Source organism: Paraburkholderia sp. UCT70 (assembly GCF_050434085.1).
Taxonomy (GTDB): Bacteria; Pseudomonadota; Gammaproteobacteria; order Burkholderiales; family Burkholderiaceae; genus Paraburkholderia; species Paraburkholderia tuberum.
The window spans coordinates 2,956,606-2,975,393 of the sequence record NZ_JBNPVZ010000004.1 but is presented as its reverse complement, the minus strand read 5'-3'; the positions used below and the strand labels follow the sequence as shown (position 1 = coordinate 2,975,393).

The following is an 18,788-nucleotide window of genomic DNA, read 5'->3' as shown; positions in this document are numbered from 1 at the left end:
GCTGATAGCTCATTGAGGGCGCCGAAGCATGCATGCTGGTTTGCCCGGTTTCGATGGGCCGGCGGTTCATTACCGGCCGTCACCCCGCGTCGACACTTACCGGTAAAATTGCGAATTGGCCGCGATTTGCGGCCCACTTGCATCCCCGGTACTCATGTTACGTCTAAGCGAAATCAAACTCCCGCTCGATCATCCCGAAAGCGCCCTCGAAGCCGCCATCCGTGCGCGCCTCACGGAACTCGGCGTGGCGCGGGACGGGCTCATCCGATACACCGTGTTTCGCCGCGCGCACGACGCGCGTAAGCGCGCCGACATCAAGCTCACCTACATCGTCGATGTCGAGATCAAGGATGAAGGGGCCGCGCTGAAACGGCTCGCCGACGTGCCGCATTGCGGGGTGACGCCCGACATGAGCTACAAGTTCGTCGCCGAAGCGCCCGCCCAACTGAGCACGCCGCGTCCGGTCGTCATCGGCATGGGGCCGTGCGGACTGTTCGCGGGCCTGATCCTCGCGCAGATGGACTTCCGGCCGATCATCCTCGAGCGCGGCAAGGCCGTACGTGAGCGCACCAAGGACACGTTTGGCCTGTGGCGCAAATCGGTGCTGAATCCCGAGTCGAACGTGCAGTTCGGCGAAGGTGGCGCGGGCACCTTTTCGGACGGCAAGCTCTACAGCCAGATCAAGGACCCGAAACACTACGGCCGCAAGGTGCTCGATGAATTCGTGCGGGCCGGTGCGCCGGAGGACATCCTGTACCTGAGCCGGCCGCATATCGGCACGTTTCGTCTCGTCAGCATGGTCGAGAAGATGCGAGCGAGCATCCATGAGTTGGGCGGCGAAGTGCGCTTCGAAACGCGTGTCGAGGACATCGACATCGACAACGGCCAGGTGCGCGGGCTGAAGCTGTCGACCGGCGAGACGCTGCGCTGCGACCACGTTGTGCTGGCGGTCGGCCATAGCGCACGCGATACCTTCCAGATGCTGTACGACCGCGGCGTTCACGTCGAGGCGAAGCCGTTTTCGCTCGGTTTTCGGATCGAGCATCCGCAAGGGGTGATCGATCGGAGCCGTTTTGGGAAATTTGCCGGTCACAAACAGCTCGGCGCAGCCGACTACAAGGTGGTGCACCACTGCAGCAACGGGCGAGCGGTTTATAGCTTCTGCATGTGTCCTGGCGGCACCGTGGTGGCGGCCACGTCGGAGCCGGGGCGCGTCGTCACGAACGGCATGAGCCAGTACTCGCGCGCGGAGCGCAACGCGAACGCGGGCATCGTGGTCGGCATTACGCCAGACGACTACCCGGGCGGGCCGCTCGCCGGCATCGCGTTCCAGCGCAAGTGGGAGGAGCGGGCGTTCGAGCTCGGTGGCGGTAACTATATGGCTCCAGGGCAGTTGGTCGGCGACTTCATCGCGGGGCGGCCGTCCACTTCACTCGGCTCGGTCGTTCCGTCGTACAAGCCGGGCGTGCGGCCAACCGATCTCAGCACCGCGCTGCCCGACTACGCGATCGAAGCGATTCGCGAAGCGCTGCCACAGATGGAGAAGAAAATCGCAGGTTTCGCGATGCATGATGCGGTGCTGACCGGCGTTGAAACGCGAACTTCGTCGCCGGTACGCGTGCGTCGCGGCGACGACTACCAGAGTGTCAACGTCAACGGGCTGTATCCGGCGGGCGAGGGTGCGGGGTATGCGGGCGGGATCTACTCGGCGGCAATCGACGGAATCGAGGTCGCCGAAGCGGTCGCGCTGAAGATCATGAGTCAGCAAACGGCGTGAGTCCGAGCCGGCACAGCCGCCGGGCGCCGGGGTAAGCGGACCTGCCGGCGATTGCCGCGTCGTTCGGGCACAATGCGCGTTTCGCCTCGAACCGATCCTCCGAATGACCATTCGCACCCTGGCTGCCGCATGCGGCGCGGCGCTGCTTGCCCAATTTGCCCCGTTTGTCGTTTCCTCGAGTGCGTTCGCTGCCGAAGCGTCCGAGCATTGGGTCGCCGTTTGGGCGACCGCGCTGCAACCGATTCCACAGCGGGCCGAGTTGCCACCGCTGTATCGCGCGCCGGAAGTCGCCGGGCGCACCGTTCGGCAAATCATGTATCCGACGTTGTCGGGGAGGGTCGCGCGAATTCATCTGAGCAATGCGTACGGCAGGACGCCTCTCGTCATCGACGAACTGCGCATCGCGCGCTCCGCCGGTGGCGCGGCAGCAGTCGAGGGCGCTGGCAGTCGGGTGACGTTTGGCGGTAAGGGCGCGGTCAGCGTTCCGCCTGGCGGCGAGGTGGACGGCGATCCGGTCGCGATCGATGTCGTCGAGGGCGCGCCATATGCGATCAGTGCGTTCGTGGGACCGGAGCAGCGGATCGTCGCATGGCACCGAGTGTCGAATCAGGTGAATTATGTGTCCGGGCCCGGCAATCACACCACCGACGCGTCCGCCACGGCGTTTCGCGGCCGCTTCACGCAATATGTGTGGGTCACGGGTTTGTCGGTGGAGGCGGCGGCACCGTCGCTTGCCGTGGCCGCGATTGGCGACTCGATCACCGACGGCATGCGCTCCACCCTCAACCAGAACCGTCGCTGGCCGGATGCGCTGGCTCGGCGACTGGCGGCGAGCGGCGCGCAGTCGACCGCGATCGTGAATCTCGGCATCAGCGGCAACCGGCTCCTGAGCGACTCGCCTTGCTATGGCGACGCGCTTGCGAGCCGCTTCGAGCGCGACGTTTTGCGACGTCCAGGCGTCAAAGCGGTAATCCTGCTGATTGGCATCAACGACATCAACTTTGCGGCAATGCCGCCTCATGGCGGGCTCGACTGCGATTTTCCTCATACGTTGGTCACGGCTGCCGATCTGATCGCCGGTTACCAGCGAGTGATCGCGGCCGCGCGGCGCAACGGTGTCAAGATGTTCGGCGCGACGCTGACGCCGGCGTCGCTGCCACAGGAGCGGGAAAACATCCGACTCGCGGTTAATCAGTGGATCCGAACTAGTCGTGCTTTCGATGGCGTCGTCGACTTCGACGCGGCGTTGCGCGATCGGGCGCAGCCGGAGCGTCTGCAGCGCGCTTTCGATAGCGGCGATCACATCCATCCAAGCGACGCGGGCTACGCGGCTATGGCCGCTGCAGTTCCCGTCGAGGTCGTGGTGGATGCGACCCGGAAGTGAGCGGCAACTTTTTTAAGCGAAAGCAAAAACGGGTATTGACGAGACGCGAAAGAGTCTCCATAATCCCGTTTCTCTGCTGCAGACGCAGCGACGCAAACGAAGCAGTGCCGGGTAGTGGTGGTTCAGGCGCTGCGGGTCTGGCGGACCGATCTTTAAAAACTAACAGTCGATAAGTGTGGGCGCTTGATGCGGAATGCGGCGGCGGATTCTGTGGAATCTGCTGTCAGGCAGAAGTATCAGAAGCCTCACACAGTATTGGAGGAAGGTTTGTCTGTCGGAAGACGGATCAATCATCGTCAGTACGTTGAGTGAGCGACCGGGTTCGAGAGAGCCCGAAAACAGTAACAGGTTTGAACTGAAGAGTTTGATCCTGGCTCAGATTGAACGCTGGCGGCATGCCTTACACATGCAAGTCGAACGGCAGCACGGACTTCGGTCTGGTGGCGAGTGGCGAACGGGTGAGTAATACATCGGAACGTGTCCTGGAGTGGGGGATAGCCCGGCGAAAGCCGGATTAATACCGCATACGCTCGGGAGAGGAAAGCGGGGGATCGCAAGACCTCGCGCTCAAGGGGCGGCCGATGGCAGATTAGGTAGTTGGTGGGGTAAAGGCCTACCAAGCCGACGATCTGTAGCTGGTCTGAGAGGACGACCAGCCACACTGGGACTGAGACACGGCCCAGACTCCTACGGGAGGCAGCAGTGGGGAATTTTGGACAATGGGCGCAAGCCTGATCCAGCAATGCCGCGTGTGTGAAGAAGGCCTTCGGGTTGTAAAGCACTTTTGTCCGGAAAGAAAACCTCGTGGCTAATATCCGTGAGGGATGACGGTACCGGAAGAATAAGCACCGGCTAACTACGTGCCAGCAGCCGCGGTAATACGTAGGGTGCGAGCGTTAATCGGAATTACTGGGCGTAAAGCGTGCGCAGGCGGTGCTGTAAGACCGATGTGAAATCCCCGGGCTTAACCTGGGAACTGCATTGGTGACTGCAGCGCTGGAGTATGGCAGAGGGGGGTGGAATTCCACGTGTAGCAGTGAAATGCGTAGAGATGTGGAGGAACACCGATGGCGAAGGCAGCCCCCTGGGCCAATACTGACGCTCATGCACGAAAGCGTGGGGAGCAAACAGGATTAGATACCCTGGTAGTCCACGCCCTAAACGATGTCAACTGGTTGTCGGGCCTTCATTGGCTTGGTAACGTAGCTAACGCGTGAAGTTGACCGCCTGGGGAGTACGGTCGCAAGATTAAAACTCAAAGGAATTGACGGGGACCCGCACAAGCGGTGGATGATGTGGATTAATTCGATGCAACGCGAAAAACCTTACCTACCCTTGACATGTATGGAATCCTGCCGAGAGGCGGGAGTGCCCGAAAGGGAGCCGTAACACAGGTGCTGCATGGCTGTCGTCAGCTCGTGTCGTGAGATGTTGGGTTAAGTCCCGCAACGAGCGCAACCCTTGTCCCTAGTTGCTACGCAAGAGCACTCCAGGGAGACTGCCGGTGACAAACCGGAGGAAGGTGGGGATGACGTCAAGTCCTCATGGCCCTTATGGGTAGGGCTTCACACGTCATACAATGGTCGGAACAGAGGGTTGCCAAGCCGCGAGGTGGAGCCAATCCCGGAAAACCGATCGTAGTCCGGATCGCACTCTGCAACTCGGGTGCGTGAAGCTGGAATCGCTAGTAATCGCGGATCAGCATGCCGCGGTGAATACGTTCCCGGGTCTTGTACACACCGCCCGTCACACCATGGGAGTGGGTTTTACCAGAAGTGGCTAGTCTAACCGCAAGGAGGACGGTCACCACGGTAGGATTCATGACTGGGGTGAAGTCGTAACAAGGTAGCCGTATCGGAAGGTGCGGCTGGATCACCTCCTTTCCAGAGCTGTGCATTCACTGCACTCAAGTGCTCACGCTTATCGGCTGTGGTTAATGGAAGCAACGCAGACAGACATCAGGGGTCTGTAGCTCAGCCGGTTAGAGCACCGTCTTGATAAGGCGGGGGTCGATGGTTCGAATCCATCCAGACCCACCACGGTCTTGTCTGGTGAGCTGAAGGGCTGGGGCCGCTGGAATAGCTGTGGGACTGGGGGATTAGCTCAGCTGGGAGAGCACCTGCTTTGCAAGCAGGGGGTCGTCGGTTCGATCCCGTCATCCTCCACCAATCCTCAATGCGCAGGGTTCTGCCTGAAGGCAGAGCGTTGCGCATTGGCGATTGAGCCAGTCAGGGCGGTATGAGGCACAGGCTTCATACCGGCTGCCGTTCTTTAACAATCAGGAAGAAGTAGTAAAGAGATTCACGAAAGCATACCTGGAGATGGGTGTGTGAGTAGGTGAATCAGGGTTGTGATTGTATCGATGTATTTTAAAGGTGATCGAAAGATTGCCTTGGAATACGGCGCAACACGAATACTCAACCTGTAACGGAACGTGAATGGTCGACTCCTTTGGGAACCTGTCCCCTCCGGGGATGGGACCAGAGTAAGCGCTAAAGCGCTAACACTGGTCGACAGAGACACACCCGTTATAGGGTCAAGCGAACAAGTGCATGTGGTGGATGCCTTGGCGATCACAGGCGATGAAGGACGCGGTAGCCTGCGAAAAGCTCCGGGGAGCTGGCAAACGAGCATTGATCCGGAGATGTCCGAATGGGGAAACCCACTCCTAATGGAGTATCCGTAGCTGAATCCATAGGCTGCGTGAGGCGAACGCGGTGAACTGAAACATCTAAGTAACCGCAGGAAAAGAAATCAACCGAGATTCCCAGAGTAGTGGCGAGCGAAATGGGATCAGCCTGTACACGTTATCTGTATTGTTAGTCGAACGCTCTGGAAAGTGCGGCCATAGCAGGTGATAGCCCTGTAGACGAAAACAGCATGGAAGAACTGGGTGTACGAGAAGTAGGGCGGGACACGTGAAATCCTGTCTGAAGATGGGGGGACCATCCTCCAAGGCTAAATACTCGTGATCGACCGATAGTGAACCAGTACCGTGAGGGAAAGGCGAAAAGAACCCCGGGAGGGGAGTGAAACAGATCCTGAAACCGCATGCATACAAACAGTCGGAGCCTCTGCGAAGGGGTGACGGCGTACCTTTTGTATAATGGGTCAGCGACTTACATTCAGTGGCGAGCTTAACCGATTAGGGCAGGCGTAGCGAAAGCGAGTCCGAACAGGGCGTCCAGTCGCTGGGTGTAGACCCGAAACCAGGTGATCTATCCATGGCCAGGTTGAAGGCACGGTAACACGTGCTGGAGGACCGAACCCACTAACGTTGAAAAGTTAGGGGATGAGCTGTGGATAGGGGTGAAAGGCTAAACAAACCTGGAAATAGCTGGTTCTCTCCGAAAACTATTTAGGTAGTGCCTCGTGTATCACCTTCGGGGGTAGAGCACTGTCATGGTTGTGGGGTCCATTGCGGATTACTACGCCATAGCAAACTCCGAATACCGAAGAGTGCAATCACGGGAGACAGACATCGGGTGCTAACGTCCGGTGTCAAGAGGGAAACAACCCAGACCGCCAGCTAAGGTCCCCAAATATGGCTAAGTGGGAAACGAAGTGGGAAGGCTAAAACAGTCAGGAGGTTGGCTTAGAAGCAGCCACCCTTTAAAGAAAGCGTAATAGCTCACTGATCGAGTCGTCCTGCGCGGAAGATGTAACGGGGCTAAGCCATATACCGAAGCTGCGGATGCACAGCAATGTGCATGGTAGGAGAGCGTTCCGTAAGCCTGCGAAGGTGCACTGGAAAGTGTGCTGGAGGTATCGGAAGTGCGAATGCTGACATGAGTAGCGATAAAGGGGGTGAAAGGCCCCCTCGCCGTAAGCCCAAGGTTTCCTACGCAACGTTCATCGGCGTAGGGTGAGTCGGCCCCTAAGGCGAGGCAGAAATGCGTAGCTGATGGGAAGCAGATTAATATTTCTGCACCATTGTGAAATGCGATGGGGGGACGGATCGCGGAAGGTTGTCCGGGTGTTGGAAGTCCCGGTCCTTGCATTGGAGAAGGCGCTTTGGCAAATCCGGGCGCGGAATTCAAGGGTGCGAGGCGAGTCGCTCAGGCGACGAAGCAACTGGAAGGGGTTCCAGGAAAAGCCTCTAAGCTTCAGTTTCACAGTGACCGTACCGCAAACCGACACAGGTGGGCGAGATGAGTATTCTAAGGCGCTTGAGAGAACTCGGGAGAAGGAACTCGGCAAATTGGTACCGTAACTTCGGGATAAGGTACGCCCTCATAGCCTGACTGGCCTGCGCCAGAAGGGTGAAAGGGTTGCAATAAACTGGTGGCTGCGACTGTTTAATAAAAACACAGCACTCTGCAAACACGAAAGTGGACGTATAGGGTGTGACGCCTGCCCGGTGCCGGAAGATTAAATGATGGGGTGCAAGCTCCTGATTGAAGTCCCGGTAAACGGCGGCCGTAACTATAACGGTCCTAAGGTAGCGAAATTCCTTGTCGGGTAAGTTCCGACCTGCACGAATGGCGTAACGATGGCCACACTGTCTCCTCCCGAGACTCAGCGAAGTTGAAGTGTTTGTGATGATGCAATCTCCCCGCGGCTAGACGGAAAGACCCCATGAACCTTTACTGTAGCTTTGCATTGGACTTTGAACCGGTCTGTGTAGGATAGGTGGGAGGCTATGAAGCGTGGACGCCAGTCTGCGTGGAGCCGTCCTTGAAATACCACCCTGATCTGTTTGAGGTTCTAACCTTGGCCCGTGATCCGGGTCGGGGACAGTGCATGGTAGGCAGTTTGACTGGGGCGGTCTCCTCCCAAAGTGTAACGGAGGAGTACGAAGGTACGCTAGGTACGGTCGGAAATCGTGCTGATAGTGCAATGGCATAAGCGTGCTTGACTGTGAGACTGACAAGTCGAACAGGTGCGAAAGCAGGTCATAGTGATCCGGTGGTTCTGTATGGAAGGGCCATCGCTCAACGGATAAAAGGTACTCTGGGGATAACAGGCTGATACCGCCCAAGAGTTCATATCGACGGCGGTGTTTGGCACCTCGATGTCGGCTCATCTCATCCTGGGGCTGTAGCCGGTCCCAAGGGTATGGCTGTTCGCCATTTAAAGAGGTACGTGAGCTGGGTTTAAAACGTCGTGAGACAGTTTGGTCCCTATCTGCCGTGGGCGCTGGATATTTGAAGGGGGCTGCTCCTAGTACGAGAGGACCGGAGTGGACGAACCTCTGGTGTACCGGTTGTCACGCCAGTGGCATCGCCGGGTAGCTATGTTCGGAAGAGATAACCGCTGAAAGCATCTAAGCGGGAAACTCGCCTTAAGATGAGATATCCCCGGGGCTTCGAGCCCCTTGAAGGGTCGTTCAAGACCAGGACGTTGATAGGTCAGGTGTGCACGTACAGTAATGTACTGAGCTAACTGATACTAATTGCCCGTAAGGCTTGATCCTATAACCGGTGTGTTTTGCGGTCAGCGTGAGCGCTTCAGCTGTCGGCCGGAGTTAGTGCTTCAGCACTTACTCCGGGCCCATGCAAAGCGCTTACCCGGACCCCACCCCCGAAGGGGGCAGGAACACGCACACGGTTGAGATCGGTGTTGTGCCAGAAACAACACAACCCCCACCCGAATCCTTTACGCTTCTTCCCGATTGGCTGTGGCGCAACCGGTTGACTCCAACCCTGCGACGCAGCAACCCGTCATGCCTGATGACCATAGCGAGTCGGTCCCACCCCTTCCCATCCCGAACAGGACCGTGAAACGACTCCACGCCGATGATAGTGCGGATTGCCCGTGTGAAAGTAGGTAATCGTCAGGCTCCTCCCCAGTCAGAAACCCCACCCGCCGCGGTGGGGTTTTTGCGTTTACGGACGGCTAACAGCCAATCACTATATAAGTGAGAGCGTTGGGATCGGAACGGTCAAGCAGCCCTTGACAAAGAGACATTGTTCCCCCACAATTGTCAGTTCTCTGCGGAGGGGTGCCCGAGTGGCTAAAGGGGGCAGACTGTAAATCTGTTGGCTTACGCCTACGTTGGTTCGAATCCAACCTCCTCCACCAGAATGCAAGATGCAGCAGTTGTTGGGAATCCATGATCCTTGCGGGTGTAGCTCAATGGTAGAGCAGAAGCCTTCCAAGCTTACGACGAGGGTTCGATTCCCTTCACCCGCTCCAGCAACACAGAGGTAGCGCCCATGTGGCTCAGTGGTAGAGCACTCCCTTGGTAAGGGAGAGGTCGGCAGTTCGATCCTGCCCATGGGCACCAGAAGTAATCGGTGATTGTTTGCGCCCGGCGCAACGTACGGAAAATCCTCTTAGGAGTCGAAAATGGCCAAGGGTAAGTTTGAACGGACCAAGCCGCACGTGAACGTGGGCACGATCGGTCACGTTGACCACGGCAAGACCACGCTGACGGCAGCGATCACGACGGTCCTGACGCAGAAGTTTGGCGGCGAAGCGAAGGCGTACGACCAGATCGACGCGGCACCGGAAGAAAAGGCGCGTGGCATTACCATCAACACCGCGCACGTCGAGTACGAAACGGCTAACCGCCACTACGCACACGTCGACTGCCCGGGCCACGCAGACTACGTGAAGAACATGATCACGGGCGCGGCGCAGATGGACGGCGCAATCCTGGTGTGCTCGGCTGCCGACGGCCCGATGCCGCAAACGCGTGAGCACATCCTGCTGGCGCGTCAGGTTGGCGTTCCGTACATCATCGTGTTCCTGAACAAGTGCGACATGGTGGACGACGCCGAGCTGCTGGAACTCGTCGAGATGGAAGTTCGCGAACTTCTGTCGAAGTACGACTTCCCGGGCGACGACACGCCGATCATCAAGGGTTCGGCCAAGCTGGCGCTGGAAGGCGACAAGGGCGAGCTGGGCGAGGTAGCGATCATGAACCTGGCCGATGCGCTGGACACGTACATCCCGACGCCGGAGCGCGCGGTTGACGGTGCGTTCCTGATGCCGGTGGAAGACGTGTTCTCGATCTCGGGTCGCGGCACGGTGGTGACGGGTCGCGTCGAGCGCGGCGTGATCAAGGTTGGCGAGGAAATCGAGATCGTCGGTATCCGCGCAACGGCCAAGACGACCTGCACGGGCGTGGAAATGTTCCGCAAGCTGCTCGACCAGGGTCAGGCAGGCGACAACGTTGGTATCCTGCTGCGCGGCACGAAGCGTGAAGACGTGGAGCGTGGTCAGGTTCTGGCCAAGCCGGGTTCGATCAACCCGCACACGCACTTCACGGCTGAAGTGTACGTGCTGAGCAAGGACGAAGGCGGCCGTCACACGCCGTTCTTCAACAACTACCGTCCGCAGTTCTACTTCCGTACGACGGACGTGACGGGCTCGATCGAGCTGCCGAAGGACAAGGAAATGGTGATGCCGGGCGACAACGTGTCGATCACGGTGAAACTGATCAACCCGATCGCGATGGAAGAAGGTCTGCGCTTCGCAATTCGCGAAGGCGGCCGTACGGTCGGCGCTGGTGTCGTCGCCAAGATCATCGAGTAACGCCAGAGAGTTCTCGATAATCGGTTGTATCGGGGTTGGCGGTGTCGTCAACTCCAAATGGTTTAGGGGTATAGCTCAACTGGCAGAGCGTCGGTCTCCAAAACCGAAGGTTGGGGGTTCGATTCCCTCTGCCCCTGCCAATTATCGCGCCGTAGTGGCGCTTGTTAAGGTGTTATGGCGAATCCTTCCGTCGAAACTGTAAATACATCCGGCGACAAGTTGATGTTGATCGCAGGTGTGTTGCTGGTCTTGGCCGGGTTCGTGGGGTTCTTCTGGCTTAGTGGCCAGGAATGGTACATCCGCGGAGCCGCCTTGGCTGTTGGTGCGATCGCGGGTGTCGCAGTCGGTCTTCTCTCGGCGCCTGGCAAGGGTTTCATCGCTTTCGCCAATGACTCATACAAAGAGGTCCGCAAGGTAGTTTGGCCGAGTCGCAAAGAGGCGACCCAAACAACACTCGTGGTCTTCGGCTTCGTAGTCGTGATGGCTATCTTTCTTTGGGTTTGTGATAAATCCATTGAGTGGGCGATTTTCTCGGCGATTCTGGGTTGGAAATGATATGAGTGATACTCCGGCATCCCCGAGCGGCAAACGTTGGTACGTAGTGCACGCATATTCCGGTATGGAGAAGAGCGTGCAACGAGCGCTTCAGGAGCGCATCGAGCGGGCTGGTATGCAGGATCAGTTCGGCCAGATCCTCGTTCCAACGGAAGAGGTTGTTGAGGTAAAGGGCGGTCACAAATCAGTAACCGAACGTCGTTTCTTCCCGGGCTATGTTTTAGTCGAAATGGAAATGACAGACGAAACGTGGCACCTCGTGAAAAATACGGCGAAGGTGACCGGCTTCGTCGGCGGGGCGCGTAATCGGCCGAGCCCGATCTCCCCTCGGGAAGTTGAAAAGATCATGTCGCAGATGCAGGAGGGCGTGGAGAAGCCGCGTCCGAAGACCCTGTTTGAGGTAGGCGAGATGGTGCGCGTGAAAGAAGGCCCCTTCACAGATTTCAACGGCAGCGTCGAAGAAGTGAACTACGAAAAGTCGCGAGTCCGTGTTTCCGTTACAATCTTCGGCCGCGCAACGCCGGTCGAGTTGGAATTCGGCCAAGTCGAAAAGTTGTAGTCTAGATTTTACGGAACGCACCGCTAGGTGCGTTCCGTATTTCGCGCTTACGGTCCGCGTAATGGCCGTTGAGGAGCGTAACTAGCCAGTTTGCCGGCGAACACGCGCTACTACTCACTGAGCGTCCGCCCGTAAGGCGGCGTTCCACAGAGGTTCTCGAAATGGCAAAGAAAATTATCGGCTTTATCAAGCTGCAGATTCCTGCAGGTAAAGCCAACCCGTCGCCGCCGGTTGGTCCGGCACTGGGTCAGCGCGGCCTGAACATCATGGAGTTCTGCAAGGCGTTCAACGCGCAGACTCAAGCGACGGAACCGGGTCTGCCGATTCCTGTCGTGATCACGGCATTCGCGGACAAGAGCTTCACGTTCGTTCTGAAGACGCCGCCGGCTACGGTTCTGATCAAGAAGGCAGCGAAGCTCGAGAAGGGTTCGAGCAGGCCGCATACCGACAAGGTCGGCAAGATCACCCGCGCTCAAGCTGAAGATATCGCCAGGACCAAGATGCCCGATCTGACGGCTGCTGATCTGGACGCAGCGGTTCGCACGATCGCTGGTAGCGCCCGCTCGATGGGCATCACCGTGGAGGGCGTGTAAATGGCTAAGCTTTCGAAGCGTCTGCAAGCATTTGCAGCCAAAGTGGATCGTCAGAAGCTGTACCCGATCGAAGCCGCTCTGTCGCTCGTGAAGGAATGCGCAAGCGCGAAGTTCGACGAGTCGATCGACGTCGCCGTGCAACTCGGCATTGACGCAAAGAAGTCGGATCAAGTGGTTCGCGGCTCGGTCGTGCTGCCCGCTGGTACCGGTAAGTCGGTCCGCGTCGCTGTGTTCGCGCAGGGCGAAAAGGCTGAGCAGGCTCGTGCCGCTGGTGCTGACGTCGTCGGTATGGAAGACCTGGCCGAACAGGTCAAGGCCGGGAACCTGAACTTCGACATCGTGATCGCTTCGCCGGACACGATGCGTATCGTAGGTACGCTCGGGCAGATTCTCGGCCCGCGTGGCCTGATGCCGAACCCGAAGGTTGGCACGGTCACGCCGGACGTCGCGACCGCGGTCAAGAACGCCAAGGCTGGTCAGGTGCAATTCCGTGTCGACAAGGCCGGCATTATCCACGCAACGATCGGCCGCGCTTCGTTTGAACCGGCGGAACTGCGCAACAACCTGAATGCGCTGATCGAAGCGCTGCAGAAGGCGAAGCCGGCAACGAGCAAGGGCGTGTATCTGCGCAAGGTCGCTCTGTCGAGCACGATGGGTGTTGGTGTTCGTGTCGACCAGACGTCGATCGCTGCCCAGTAATGAATTTCGCCGCTCCGACGCGAGTTGGGGCGGCTTTTAAGGGCTTTGGGCGGTTGCGAGGTGGCAGTCTGCATCGCGCGACCGGTTATCAAAGACCGTTGGTGGGCACGCAGCAAGTAGGCTGGTCCTTAATGTAATGCCAACGCAGATGGCGAACCCGAAAAGGTTGTGTAGTGATGAAGCCGTTGGATGTCTGTAGCGATACGGATTTTTGACGGTCGAAATACTCCTGACTGGTCGGACGCCGTTATTGAATGCGGTACACAAGGCGCACGCTGCGTGTATCGAATCTGGAGGTTAACCGTGCCACTCAACAAAGAAAGCAAGCAGGCCGTCGTCGCTGAGGTTGCCGCGCAAGTCGCGAAAGCTCAGACCGTGGTTCTGGCTGAGTATCGTGGAATCGCGGTTGGCGATCTGACCAAGCTGCGCGCGAAAGCGCGTGAGCAACAGGTTTACCTTCGCGTGTTGAAGAACACGCTGGCGCGTCGCGCCGTCGAGGGTACCCCGTTTGCTCCGCTGGCAGAGCAGATGACTGGCCCCCTGATCTACGGCATCTCGGAAGATGCGATTGCTGCTGCTAAGGTCGTCAATGACTTCAGCAAGAGCAATGACAAGTTGGTCATCAAGGCTGGTTCCTACGAAGGCAAGGTGATGGACAAGGCTGGCGTGCAAGCGCTGGCAAACATCCCGAGCCGCGAAGAACTGCTCTCCAAACTGTTGTACGTTATGCAGGCACCTGTTTCTGGCTTCGCGCGCGCTCTGGCCGCGCTGGCAGAAAAGAAGCAAGGCGAAGAAGCCGCCGCGTAATGCACTTCAGTCGAGCGTGATTGATCGCTGGCTGTATCCGAATTCAATTTAGGAGTATTTCAAATGGCAATCGCAAAAGAAGACATCCTCGAAGCCGTAGGCTCGATGTCGGTTCTGGAACTGAACGAGCTGGTCAAGGCGTTCGAAGAAAAGTTTGGCGTCTCGGCAGCTGCTGTTGCAGTGGCTGGCCCGGCAGGTGCAGCCGGCGGCGCTGCTGCTGCAGAAGAGCAGACCGAATTCACGGTCATCTTGGCTGAAACCGGTGCAAACAAGGTTTCGGTCATTAAGGCTGTTCGCGAACTGACAGGTCTCGGCCTGAAGGAAGCGAAGGATCTGGTCGACGGTGCACCGAAGCCCGTTAAGGAAGCGGTGCCCAAGGCTGCTGCTGAAGAAGCCAAGAAGAAGCTGGAAGAAGCCGGCGCGAAGGTTGAAATCAAGTAAGATTCAACGCGCTGTGCGAAGGCTGGCGGTTTTTCACCGCCGGCCTTTTTGTGCTTTGTGGAGGACGCGTTTTTGCGGGCGTATGCCGGCAGGAATGTGACTCCCAGAGGCCAAAGAAAAATGCCCACGGTAATTTTGACCGGCATTTCTCTTTGTCTTCTGAAGCGACTGCAGAAGGCAAGTTTGGTCGGGTAGCGGGCAACACAGGCATCCGCTGCCGTCAGCCAGCGGTTGGTAGCGGCCAACCACCAAGCTTCTAGGCTCGTTCAAGCCATCGGACGGCCATCGGGTCTCAGTCGGTGAACACTCGGGTTGTCTCATCAAGGTATCCTGCCTCGACAACTATGCCCGCCGTGATTCGGAGATCGTATGCAATATTCCTTCACCGAGAAGAAGCGTATTCGCAAGAGTTTTGCGAAGCGCCCCATCGTTCACCAAGTACCTTTCCTGCTGGCTACCCAGCTTGAATCATTCAGCACGTTTCTGCAAGCAGATACGTCATCTACGCAACGCAAGCCGGAAGGCTTGCAGGCCGCGTTTACTTCCGTTTTTCCGATCGTTTCGCACAACGGCTTCGCGCGTCTTGAGTTCGTCAGCTACATGCTGTCGCCGCCCGCATTCAACATCAAGGAATGCCAGCAGCGCGGTCTGACGTACTGCTCGGCGCTGCGCGCCAAGGTGCGTCTGGTGCTGCTCGACAAAGAATCACCGAGCAAGCCGGTCGTCAAAGAAGTGAAGGAACAGGAAGTGTACATGGGCGAAATCCCGCTCATGACGCCGACCGGTTCGTTCGTCATCAACGGCACGGAACGTGTGATCGTTTCGCAGCTGCACCGTTCGCCGGGTGTTTTCTTCGAACACGACAAGGGCAAGACGCACAGCTCGGGCAAGCTGCTGTTTTCGGCACGTATCATTCCCTACCGTGGCTCGTGGCTCGACTTCGAGTTCGACCCGAAGGACGTGCTGTACTTCCGCGTCGACCGTCGTCGTAAGATGCCGGTTACGATCCTGCTAAAGGCAATCGGCCTGACGCCGGAACAGATCCTCGCAAACTTCTTCGTGTTCGACAATTTCACGCTGATGCCGGAAGGCGCGCAGATGGAATTCGTGCCGGAGCGTTTGCGCGGTGAAGTCGCGCGCTTCGATATCACGGACCGCGATGGCAACGTGATCGTCCAGAAGGACAAGCGGATCAACGCCAAGCACATTCGCGACCTCGATAACGCGAAGACCAAGTTCATCTCGGTGCCGGAAGATTATCTGCTCGGGCGCGTGCTCGCGAAGAACGTGATCGACGGCGATACGGGTGAAGTCATCGCGAACGCCAACGACGAAATTACCGAATCCGTGCTCGAGAAGCTGCGCGAAGCGAAGATCAAGGACATCCAGACGCTCTACACGAACGATCTGGACCAGGGTCCGTACATCTCGTCGACGCTGCGTATCGACGAAACGGCCGACAAGATGGCCGCACGTATCGCGATCTACCGCATGATGCGTCCGGGCGAGCCGCCAACCGAAGAGGCGGTCGAGGCACTGTTCAACCGTCTGTTCTACAGCGAAGAAGCGTACGACCTGTCGAAGGTGGGTCGTATGAAGTTCAACCGGCGCGTCGGCCGTGATGAAATCGTCGGTCCGATGACGCTGCAGGACGACGACATTCTCGCGACGATCAAGATCCTCGTCGAACTGCGCAACGGCAAGGGCGAAGTGGACGACATCGACCACCTCGGCAACCGTCGTGTGCGCTGCGTCGGCGAACTCGCTGAGAACCAGTTCCGCGCGGGCCTCGTGCGTGTCGAACGTGCTGTGAAGGAGCGCCTCGGCCAGGCCGAAAGCGAAAACTTGATGCCGCACGACCTGATCAACTCGAAGCCGATCTCGTCGGCGATTCGCGAGTTCTTCGGGTCGTCGCAGCTGTCGCAGTTCATGGACCAGACCAATCCGCTGTCGGAAATCACGCACAAGCGTCGTGTTTCTGCACTAGGCCCGGGCGGTCTGACTCGTGAGCGCGCAGGCTTCGAAGTCCGCGACGTGCACCCAACTCACTACGGCCGTGTGTGCCCGATTGAAACGCCGGAAGGTCCGAACATCGGTCTGATCAACTCGCTCGCTCTGTACGCGCACCTGAACGAATACGGCTTCCTCGAAACGCCGTATCGCAAGGTGGCGGACGGCAAGGTGACCGACCAGATTGACTATCTGTCGGCGATCGAAGAAGGCCGTTACGTGATCGCTCAGGCGAACGCGGCGGTGGCCGACGACCGCACGCTGACCGACGAACTCGTGTCGTCGCGTGAAGCGGGCGAAACGCTGATGGTCACGCCGGACCGCATTCAGTACATGGACGTGGCGCCGTCGCAGATCGTGTCGGTCGCAGCTTCGCTGATTCCGTTCCTCGAGCACGACGACGCGAACCGCGCATTGATGGGCTCGAACATGCAGCGTCAGGCCGTCCCGTGTCTGCGTCCAGAAAAGCCGGTCGTCGGTACGGGCATCGAACGCACCGTGGCGGTCGACTCGGGCACGACGGTTCAGGCACTGCGTGGCGGTGTGGTCGATTACGTCGACGCGGGCCGTATCGTGATTCGCGTGAACGACGACGAAGCGGTCGCGGGTGAAGTCGGCGTCGACATCTACAATCTGATCAAGTACACGCGTTCGAACCAGAACACGAACATCAACCAGCGTCCGATCGTGAAGATGGGCGACAAGGTTGCGCGCGGCGACGTGCTGGCTGACGGCGCATCGACCGATCTGGGCGAGCTCGCGCTCGGCCAGAACATGCTGATCGCGTTCATGCCATGGAACGGCTACAACTTCGAAGACTCGATCCTGATTTCGGAGAAGGTCGTTGCGGACGACCGTTACACGTCGATTCACATCGAAGAACTGAACGTCGTTGCACGCGACACGAAGCTCGGACCGGAAGAAATCACGCGCGACATCTCGAATCTCGCCGAAGTGCAGCTTGGCCGTCTCGACGAGTCGGGCATCGTGTACATCGGCGCGGAAGTCGAAGCGGGCGACGTGCTGGTCGGCAAGGTCACGCCGAAGGGCGAAACGCAGCTGACGCCGGAAGAAAAGCTGCTGCGCGCGATCTTCGGTGAGAAGGCGTCGGACGTGAAGGACACGTCGCTGCGCGTGCCGTCGGGCATGAGCGGCACCGTGATCGACGTGCAGGTATTCACGCGTGAAGGCATCCAGCGCGACAAGCGCGCGCAACAGATCATCGACGATGAACTGAAGCGCTATCGTCTCGACCTGAACGACCAGCTGCGTATCGTGGAAGGTGATGCGTTCCAGCGTCTCGCGCGCATGCTCGAAGGCAAGGTCGCGAACGGCGGTCCGAAGAAGCTCGCGAAGGGCACGAAGATCGAGCGCGCTTACCTCGAAGATCTGGACCACTACCACTGGTTCGACATCCGGCTCGCGGATGAAGAAGCAGCGGCCCAGCTCGAAGCGATCAAGAACTCGATCGAAGAGAAGCGTCACCAGTTCGACCTCGCGTTCGAAGAGAAGCGCAAGAAGCTCACGCAAGGCGACGAACTGCCGCCGGGCGTGCTGAAGATGGTCAAGGTGTATCTGGCGGTGAAGCGCCGTCTGCAGCCTGGCGACAAGATGGCAGGCCGTCACGGTAACAAGGGTGTCGTGTCGAAGATCGTGCCGATCGAAGACATGCCGTACATGGCCGACGGCCGTCCGGCTGACGTCGTTCTGAACCCGCTCGGCGTGCCGTCGCGGATGAACGTGGGTCAGGTTCTCGAAGTGCATCTGGGGTGGGCCGCGAAGGGTCTCGGCTGGCGTATCGGCGAAATGCTGCAGCGTCAGGCGAAGATCGCTGAACTGCGCGAATTCCTGATCAAGATCTACAACGAATCGGGCCGCGCCGAAGAGCTGGACAGCTTCAGCGACGACGAAATCCTCGAACTGGCGAAGAACCTGCGTGAAGGCGTGCCGTTCGCAACGCCGGTGTTCGACGGTGCGACGGAAGAAGAAATGTCCCGCGCGCTGGATCTGGCGTTCCCGGATGACATCGCTGAAAACCTCGGCATGACGCCGTCGAAGAACCAGGTGCGTCTGTTCGACGGTCGCACGGGCGAGATGTTCGAACGTACGGTGACGGTCGGCTACATGCACTACCTGAAGCTGCACCACCTGGTCGACGACAAGATGCACGCGCGTTCCACGGGCCCGTACTCGCTCGTCACGCAGCAGCCGTTGGGCGGTAAGGCGCAGTTCGGTGGCCAGCGTTTCGGTGAAATGGAAGTTTGGGCGCTCGAAGCGTACGGTGCATCGTACGTGCTGCAGGAAATGCTGACGGTGAAGTCGGACGATGTGACGGGCCGGACCAAGGTTTACGAGAACCTGGTCAAGGGCGATCACGTGATCGATGCCGGCATGCCTGAGTCGTTCAACGTGTTGGTGAAGGAAATCCGGTCGCTGGGTATCGACATCGACCTGGACCGGAACTAATCGGACTACTGGAGA

10 protein-coding genes, 6 tRNA genes and 3 rRNA genes are annotated in these 18,788 nt (G+C 58.6%); all 19 read left to right on the top strand.

Going from position 1 to position 18,788, the window contains the following annotated elements; all coding sequences use genetic code 11:
- Nucleotides 1–154 precede the first annotated feature (154 nt).
- Complete coding sequence (locus tag OKW41_RS39510) at nucleotides 155–1,777, top strand: NAD(P)/FAD-dependent oxidoreductase (protein WP_429575833.1); 1,623 nt, start codon at nucleotides 155–157, stop codon at nucleotides 1,775–1,777.
- A 103-nt stretch (nucleotides 1,778–1,880) separates the two neighbouring features.
- Nucleotides 1,881–3,161 (top strand): SGNH/GDSL hydrolase family protein, encoded by a 1,281-nt coding sequence (locus tag OKW41_RS39505; protein WP_429575832.1) that lies wholly within the window; start codon nucleotides 1,881–1,883, stop codon nucleotides 3,159–3,161.
- 352 nt (nucleotides 3,162–3,513) lie between these two features.
- Nucleotides 3,514–5,044: ribosomal RNA gene (locus OKW41_RS39500) — 16S ribosomal RNA — on the top strand.
- A gap of 79 nt (nucleotides 5,045–5,123) precedes the next feature.
- Nucleotides 5,124–5,200 (top strand) — tRNA-Ile (locus tag OKW41_RS39495).
- Nucleotides 5,201–5,253: 53 nt separating this feature from the next.
- Nucleotides 5,254–5,329 (top strand) — tRNA-Ala (locus OKW41_RS39490).
- A gap of 366 nt (nucleotides 5,330–5,695) precedes the next feature.
- Nucleotides 5,696–8,577, top strand: a 23S ribosomal RNA gene (locus tag OKW41_RS39485).
- Between the two features lie 252 nt (nucleotides 8,578–8,829).
- Nucleotides 8,830–8,943: ribosomal RNA gene (rrf, locus tag OKW41_RS39480) — 5S ribosomal RNA — on the top strand.
- Together the 16S, 23S and 5S rRNA genes with 5 tRNA genes alongside form the textbook arrangement of a ribosomal RNA operon.
- Before the next feature lie 156 nt (nucleotides 8,944–9,099).
- A tRNA-Tyr gene (locus tag OKW41_RS39475) sits at nucleotides 9,100–9,185 on the top strand.
- A gap of 40 nt (nucleotides 9,186–9,225) precedes the next feature.
- A tRNA-Gly gene (locus OKW41_RS39470) sits at nucleotides 9,226–9,299 on the top strand.
- 16 nt (nucleotides 9,300–9,315) lie between these two features.
- A tRNA-Thr gene (locus OKW41_RS39465) sits at nucleotides 9,316–9,390 on the top strand.
- 62 nt (nucleotides 9,391–9,452) lie between these two features.
- Nucleotides 9,453–10,643 carry an elongation factor Tu gene (gene tuf, locus OKW41_RS39460; RefSeq protein WP_129958904.1) on the top strand — a complete coding sequence of 397 codons (1,191 nt, stop codon included), beginning with the start codon at nucleotides 9,453–9,455 and terminating at the stop codon, nucleotides 10,641–10,643.
- A 64-nt stretch (nucleotides 10,644–10,707) separates the two neighbouring features.
- Nucleotides 10,708–10,783 (top strand) — tRNA-Trp (locus OKW41_RS39455).
- A gap of 34 nt (nucleotides 10,784–10,817) precedes the next feature.
- Nucleotides 10,818–11,198 carry a preprotein translocase subunit SecE gene (gene secE / locus OKW41_RS39450; RefSeq protein WP_429452028.1) on the top strand — a complete coding sequence of 127 codons (381 nt, stop codon included), beginning with the start codon at nucleotides 10,818–10,820 and terminating at the stop codon, nucleotides 11,196–11,198.
- 1 nt (nucleotide 11,199) lies between these two features.
- The gene (gene nusG / locus OKW41_RS39445) at nucleotides 11,200–11,757 is read left to right on the top strand and encodes a transcription termination/antitermination protein NusG (protein WP_075303275.1); all 558 of its coding nucleotides are present in this window, start codon (nucleotides 11,200–11,202) and stop codon (nucleotides 11,755–11,757) included.
- Between the two features lie 161 nt (nucleotides 11,758–11,918).
- On the top strand, nucleotides 11,919–12,350 hold the full coding sequence (rplK, locus tag OKW41_RS39440) for a 50S ribosomal protein L11 (protein WP_429575831.1): 432 nt from the start codon (nucleotides 11,919–11,921) through the stop codon (nucleotides 12,348–12,350).
- Nucleotides 12,351–13,049 (top strand): 50S ribosomal protein L1, encoded by a 699-nt coding sequence (gene rplA / locus OKW41_RS39435; protein WP_429452024.1) that lies wholly within the window; start codon nucleotides 12,351–12,353, stop codon nucleotides 13,047–13,049. It begins immediately after the preceding gene.
- Between the two features lie 303 nt (nucleotides 13,050–13,352).
- Entirely contained in the window at nucleotides 13,353–13,856 is a 504-nt protein-coding gene (gene rplJ / locus OKW41_RS39430) for a 50S ribosomal protein L10 (protein WP_184056644.1), read from the top strand.
- A 63-nt stretch (nucleotides 13,857–13,919) separates the two neighbouring features.
- Complete coding sequence (rplL, locus tag OKW41_RS39425; protein WP_018420143.1) at nucleotides 13,920–14,297, top strand: 50S ribosomal protein L7/L12; 378 nt, start codon at nucleotides 13,920–13,922, stop codon at nucleotides 14,295–14,297.
- A 369-nt stretch (nucleotides 14,298–14,666) separates the two neighbouring features.
- Nucleotides 14,667–18,773, top strand: a complete 4,107-nt coding sequence (gene rpoB / locus OKW41_RS39420) for a DNA-directed RNA polymerase subunit beta (RefSeq protein WP_184040838.1) — start codon at nucleotides 14,667–14,669, stop codon at nucleotides 18,771–18,773.
- Nucleotides 18,774–18,788: the final 15 nt, after the last annotated feature.

Bases quoted from the DNA above. Each gene is read 5' to 3' on its own strand.
- secE (WP_429452028.1), top strand. From the start codon at position 10,818: ATGGCGAATCCTTCCGTCGAAACTGTAAATACATCCGGCGACAAGTTG.
- rplL (WP_018420143.1), top strand. From the start codon at position 13,920: ATGGCAATCGCAAAAGAAGACATCCTCGAAGCCGTAGGCTCGATGTCG.
- OKW41_RS39505 (WP_429575832.1), top strand. From the start codon at position 1,881: ATGACCATTCGCACCCTGGCTGCCGCATGCGGCGCGGCGCTGCTTGCC.
- tuf (WP_129958904.1), top strand. From the start codon at position 9,453: ATGGCCAAGGGTAAGTTTGAACGGACCAAGCCGCACGTGAACGTGGGC.
- nusG (WP_075303275.1), top strand. From the start codon at position 11,200: ATGAGTGATACTCCGGCATCCCCGAGCGGCAAACGTTGGTACGTAGTG.
- rplK (WP_429575831.1), top strand. From the start codon at position 11,919: ATGGCAAAGAAAATTATCGGCTTTATCAAGCTGCAGATTCCTGCAGGT.
- rplA (WP_429452024.1), top strand. From the start codon at position 12,351: ATGGCTAAGCTTTCGAAGCGTCTGCAAGCATTTGCAGCCAAAGTGGAT.
- rpoB (WP_184040838.1), top strand. From the start codon at position 14,667: ATGCAATATTCCTTCACCGAGAAGAAGCGTATTCGCAAGAGTTTTGCG.
- OKW41_RS39510 (WP_429575833.1), top strand. From the start codon at position 155: ATGTTACGTCTAAGCGAAATCAAACTCCCGCTCGATCATCCCGAAAGC.